At 34.8% G+C, this 5,650-nt stretch carries 6 protein-coding genes and 1 pseudogene; all 7 read left to right on the forward strand.

Going from position 1 to position 5,650, the window contains the following annotated elements; genetic code table 11:
• The coding region (locus IKV95_RS04385; RefSeq protein WP_287451437.1) for an LPXTG cell wall anchor domain-containing protein at positions 1–469 on the forward strand (469 nt) is incomplete at its 5' end.
• Positions 470–757: 288 nt separating this feature from the next.
• Positions 758–841: pseudogene (locus tag IKV95_RS04390) on the forward strand (MLS leader peptide); the annotation flags it as partial.
• A gap of 48 nt (positions 842–889) precedes the next feature.
• The gene (locus IKV95_RS04395) at positions 890–973 is read left to right on the forward strand and encodes a 23S rRNA methyltransferase attenuation leader peptide (protein WP_001814874.1); all 84 of its coding nucleotides are present in this window, start codon (positions 890–892) and stop codon (positions 971–973) included.
• 124 nt (positions 974–1,097) lie between these two features.
• Complete coding sequence (gene erm(B), locus IKV95_RS04400; RefSeq protein ID WP_001038790.1) at positions 1,098–1,835, forward strand: 23S rRNA (adenine(2058)-N(6))-methyltransferase Erm(B); 738 nt, start codon at positions 1,098–1,100, stop codon at positions 1,833–1,835.
• Between the two features lie 361 nt (positions 1,836–2,196).
• Positions 2,197–2,436 carry a helix-turn-helix transcriptional regulator gene (locus IKV95_RS04405; RefSeq protein WP_002380754.1) on the forward strand — a complete coding sequence of 80 codons (240 nt, stop codon included), beginning with the start codon at positions 2,197–2,199 and terminating at the stop codon, positions 2,434–2,436.
• A 394-nt stretch (positions 2,437–2,830) separates the two neighbouring features.
• On the forward strand, positions 2,831–4,321 hold the full coding sequence (locus IKV95_RS04410) for a primase C-terminal domain-containing protein (protein WP_287451438.1): 1,491 nt from the start codon (positions 2,831–2,833) through the stop codon (positions 4,319–4,321).
• Between the two features lie 106 nt (positions 4,322–4,427).
• The gene (locus IKV95_RS04415; RefSeq protein ID WP_000195429.1) at positions 4,428–5,600 is read left to right on the forward strand and encodes an IS256-like element IS256 family transposase; all 1,173 of its coding nucleotides are present in this window, start codon (positions 4,428–4,430) and stop codon (positions 5,598–5,600) included.
• Positions 5,601–5,650 lie beyond the last annotated feature (50 nt).

Here is a 5,650-nt window from a genome sequence, read left to right on the forward strand (position 1 = left end):
AACAGAGCCAACGGAACCAACGGAACCAACAGAGCCAACGGAACCAACGGAGCCAACAGAGCCAACGGAACCAACGGAGCCAACAGAGCCAACGGAACCAACGGAGCCAACAGAGCCAACGGAACCAACGGAGCCAACGGAACCAAGCAAGCCGACAGAGCCAACAGAACCAAGTAAACCAGTAGACACAAACCCAATCGAAAACCCAGTTAATACAGATACAGGCGTTGTGATTGTTGCAGTTGAAGATAGTAAACCAATCATTCAATTAGCAGACGGAACAACAAAAAAAGTTGAAGCTAAAGAAATTGGCGCAGATGTTCAAAAAGACGGAACAGTAACGGTTAAAGGTTCAGACGGAAAAATGAAAGTTTTACCAAAAACAGGAGAAACAGAAAATATTGCATTGTCTGTCCTAGGTTCATTAATGGTATTAGGATCAGCATTCATTTTTAAAAAGAGAATCTAATTAAGGGGTCCCGAGCGCCTACGAGGAATTTGTATCGATAAGAAATAGATTTAAAAATTTCGCTGTTATTTTGTACATTTAACTTGACGGTGACATCTCTCTATTGTGAGTTATTAGTGGTACAGTTTTCAACCGTTTTAATCATAAAAAAGTGGTGCATTTTTAAATTGGCACAAACAGGTAACGGTTATTGCAGGTGTATTTCTTATCTATGGGTTTAACATGGATTTTATCATTAAAATCATGAGTATTGTCCGAGAGTGATTGGTCTTGCGTATGGTTAACCCTAAAGTTATGGAAATAAGACTTAGAAGCAAACTTAAGAGTGTGTTGATAGTGCATTATCTTAAAATTTTGTATAATAGGAATTGAAGTTAAATTAGATGCTAAAAATTTGTAATTAAGAAGGAGGGATTCGTCATGTTGGTATTCCAAATGCGTAATGTAGATAAAACATCTACTGTTTTGAAACAGACTAAAAACAGTGATTACGCAGATAAATAAATACGTTAGATTAATTCCTACCAGTGACTAATCTTATGACTTTTTAAACAGATAACTAAAATTACAAACAAATCGTTTAACTTCTGTATTTATTTATAGATGTAATCACTTCAGGAGTGATTACATGAACAAAAATATAAAATATTCTCAAAACTTTTTAACGAGTGAAAAAGTACTCAACCAAATAATAAAACAATTGAATTTAAAAGAAACCGATACCGTTTACGAAATTGGAACAGGTAAAGGGCATTTAACGACGAAACTGGCTAAAATAAGTAAACAGGTAACGTCTATTGAATTAGACAGTCATCTATTCAACTTATCGTCAGAAAAATTAAAACTGAACATTCGTGTCACTTTAATTCACCAAGATATTCTACAGTTTCAATTCCCTAACAAACAGAGGTATAAAATTGTTGGGAATATTCCTTACCATTTAAGCACACAAATTATTAAAAAAGTGGTTTTTGAAAGCCATGCGTCTGACATCTATCTGATTGTTGAAGAAGGATTCTACAAGCGTACCTTGGATATTCACCGAACACTAGGGTTGCTCTTGCACACTCAAGTCTCGATTCAGCAATTGCTTAAGCTGCCAGCGGAATGCTTTCATCCTAAACCAAAAGTAAACAGTGTCTTAATAAAACTTACCCGCCATACCACAGATGTTCCAGATAAATATTGGAAGCTATATACGTACTTTGTTTCAAAATGGGTCAATCGAGAATATCGTCAACTGTTTACTAAAAATCAGTTTCATCAAGCAATGAAACACGCCAAAGTAAACAATTTAAGTACCGTTACTTATGAGCAAGTATTGTCTATTTTTAATAGTTATCTATTATTTAACGGGAGGAAATAATTCTATGAGTCGCTTTTGTAAATTTGGAAAGTTACACGTTACTAAAGGGAATGTAGATAAATTATTAGGTATACTACTGACAGCTTCCAAGGAGCTAAAGCGCTCGGGACCCCATTAAGTATTTTTAAAAGCATGGTCGCAAGTTTCACTAGCAGCCATGCTTTTATTGAATCATTGTAGGACATTTTAAAGATAATTGCCCACTTTAAAATTAAACATGTGCTTAGAATCGTTCTAGGCAACACCAATAACAATCACTAATCACAAGTGATTTGTGATTAATCACTTGTGATTTACAAGGTGTAACGATATAATTAAATGGAAAACGTGCAAAATATTTACATAAACAGGAGGGAGAAACTTGGAACTAGCATTTAGAGAAAGCTTAAAAAAGATGAGAGGTACCAAATCAAAAGAAAAATTCTCCCAAGAATTAGAAATGAGTAGATCAAATTATTCATTGATTGAATCAGGAAAATCAGATCCGACATTAAAAACATTGGAACGAATTGCAGAATTGACAAACTCAACCTTAGTTATTGACTTAATTCCTAATGAATTAGAACAAGTAGAGTTGCAAATAGAAGAAGAGAAGCAATGATTGTCGTTAATATATTTAACGAAATTGTTGCTTATTTTTTTTAAAAGCGGTATACTAGATATAACGAAACAACGAACTGAATAAAGAATACAAAAAAAGAGCCACGACCAACTTATTTTCCGCCAAGAAAATAAGTTGCGAGCCTTAATTGATTACCACCAATCAATTAAAGAAGTCGAGACCCGAAATTTGGTAAAGTATTTAATTACTTTATTAATCAGATACTTAAATATCTGTAAACCCATTATATCGGGTTTTTGAGGGAATTTCAAGTCTTTAAGAAGATACCAGGCAATCAATTAAGAAAAACTTAGTTGATTGCCTTTTTTGTTGTGATTCAACTTTGATCGTAGCTTCTAACTAATTAATTTTCGTAAGAAAGGAGAACAGCTGAATGAATATCCCTTTTGTTGTAGAAACTGTGCTTCATGACGGCTTGTTAAAGTACAAATTTAAAAATAGTAAAATTCGCTCAATCACTACCAAGCCAGGTAAAAGCAAAGGGGCTATTTTTGCGTATCGCTCAAAAAAAAGCATGATTGGCGGACGTGGCGTTGTTCTGACTTCCGAAGAAGCGATTCACGAAAATCAAGATACATTTACGCATTGGACACCAAACGTTTATCGTTATGGTACGTATGCAGACGAAAACCGTTCATACACGAAAGGACATTCTGAAAACAATTTAAGACAAATCAATACCTTCTTTATTGATTTTGATATTCACACGGCAAAAGAAACTATTTCAGCAAGCGATATTTTAACAACAGCTATTGATTTAGGTTTTATGCCTACGTTAATTATCAAATCTGATAAAGGTTATCAAGCATATTTTGTTTTAGAAACGCCAGTTTATGTGACTTCAAAATCAGAATTTAAATCTGTCAAAGCAGCCAAAATAATCTCGCAAAATATCCGAGAATATTTTGGAAAGTCTTTGCCAGTTGATCTAACGTGCAATCATTTTGGGATTGCTCGTATACCAAGAACGGACAATGTAGAATTTTTTGATCCCAATTACCGTTATTCTTTCAAAGAATGGCAAGATTGGTCTTTCAAACAAACAGATAATAAGGGCTTTACTCGTTCAAGTCTAACGGTTTTAAGCGGTACAGAAGGCAAAAAACAAGTAGATGAACCCTGGTTTAATCTCTTATTGCACGAAACGAAATTTTCAGGAGAAAAGGGTTTAATAGGGCGTAATAACGTCATGTTTACCCTCTCTTTAGCCTACTTTAGTTCAGGCTATTCAATCGAAACGTGCGAATATAATATGTTTGAGTTTAATAATCGATTAGATCAACCCTTAGAAGAAAAAGAAGTAATCAAAATTGTTAGAAGTGCCTATTCAGAAAACTATCAAGGGGCTAATAGGGAATACATTACCATTCTTTGCAAAGCTTGGGTATCAAGTGATTTAACCAGTAAAGATTTATTTGTCCGTCAAGGGTGGTTTAAATTCAAGAAAAAAAGAAGTGAACGTCAACGTGTTCATTTGTCAGAATGGAAAGAAGATTTAATGGCTTATATTAGCGAAAAAAGTGATGTATACAAGCCTTATTTGGTGACGACTAAAAAAGAGATTAGAGAAGCGCTAGGCATTCCTGAGCGGACATTAGATAAATTGCTGAAGGTACTGAAGGCGAATCAGGAAATTTTCTTTAAGATTAAACCAGGAAGAAATGGTGGCATTCAACTTGCTAGTGTTAAATCATTGTTGCTATCGATCATTAAAGTAAAAAAAGAAGAAAAAGAAAGCTATATAAAGGCGCTGTCAGAGTTTTTTGACTTAGAACATACATTCATTCAAGAGACTTTAAACAAGCTAGCAGAACGCCCAAAAACGGACACACAACTCGATTTGTTTAGCTATGATACAGGCTGAAAATAGATAAAGTCCGTATAATTGTGTAAAAGTAAAAAGGCCATATAACAGTCCTTTTACGGTACAATGTTTTTAACGACAAAAACATACCCAGGAGGACTTTTACATGACCCAAGTACATTTTACACTGAAAAGCGAAGAGATTCAAAGCATTATTGAATATTCTGTAAAGGATGACGTTTCTAAAAATATTTTAACAACGGTATTTAATCAACTAATGGAAAATCAACGAACAGAATATATTCAAGCAAAAGAATATGAACGAACAGAAAACCGACAAAGTCAACGAAATGGCTATTATGAGCGCAGCTTTACGACACGTGTAGGCACGCTAGAATTAAAAGTACCCAGAACACGTGATGGCCATTTTTCACCCACAGTGTTTGAACGTTATCAACGAAACGAAAAAGCCCTCATGGCTTCAATGTTGGAAATGTATGTATCAGGCGTTTCAACTCGTAAAGTATCAAAAATTGTGGAAGAACTTTGTGGTAAATCCGTCTCTAAGTCCTTCGTTTCTAGCTTAACAGAACAGCTAGAACCTATGGTTAACGAGTGGCAGAATCGTTTATTATCAGAAAAAAATTATCCTTACTTAATGACCGATGTACTCTATATAAAAGTACGAGAAGAAAATCGAGTACTCTCAAAAAGCTGTCATATAGCGATTGGAATAACCAAAGATGGCGACCGTGAAATTATCGGCTTCATGATTCAAAGTGGCGAAAGCGAAGAGACCTGGACAACATTTTTTGAATACCTAAAAGAACGCGGTTTACAAGGTACGGAACTCGTTATTTCTGATGCGCACAAAGGATTAGTCTCTGCCATTAGAAAATCCTTCACCAACGTAAGTTGGCAAAGATGCCAAGTTCACTTCCTAAGAAATATCTTTACCACCATTCCTAAAAAAAATTCAAAATCTTTCAGAGAAGCTGTTAAAGGAATTTTTAAGTTCACAGATATTAACTTAGCGCGTGAGGCTAAAAATCGATTGATTCATGATTATATCGATCAACCAAAATATTCAAAAGCTTGCGCATCATTGGATGATGGATTCGAAGACGCCTTTCAATATACCGTACAAGGAAATTCCCACAATCGACTAAAGAGTACCAATCTAATTGAACGACTGAATCAAGAAGTACGCAGAAGAGAAAAGATTATTCGCATCTTCCCCAATCAAACATCAGCCAATCGCTTAATTGGAGCCGTTCTTATGGACCTACATGATGAATGGATTTATTCTTCAAGAAAATACATCAATTTTGATAAGTAGAAATGGTAAAAACATTGTATAGCATTTTACACAGGAGTCTGGACTTGACT

The sequence above is a fragment of the Brochothrix sp. genome (assembly GCF_017549435.1).
Classification (GTDB): domain Bacteria; phylum Bacillota; class Bacilli; order Lactobacillales; family Listeriaceae; genus Brochothrix; species Brochothrix thermosphacta.

Coding starts and splice junctions, on each gene's coding strand:
- IKV95_RS04415 (WP_000195429.1), top strand. CDS start 4,428: ATGACCCAAGTACATTTTACACTGAAAAGCGAAGAGATTCAAAGCATT.
- IKV95_RS04395 (WP_001814874.1), top strand. CDS start 890: ATGTTGGTATTCCAAATGCGTAATGTAGATAAAACATCTACTGTTTTG.
- IKV95_RS04410 (WP_287451438.1), top strand. CDS start 2,831: ATGAATATCCCTTTTGTTGTAGAAACTGTGCTTCATGACGGCTTGTTA.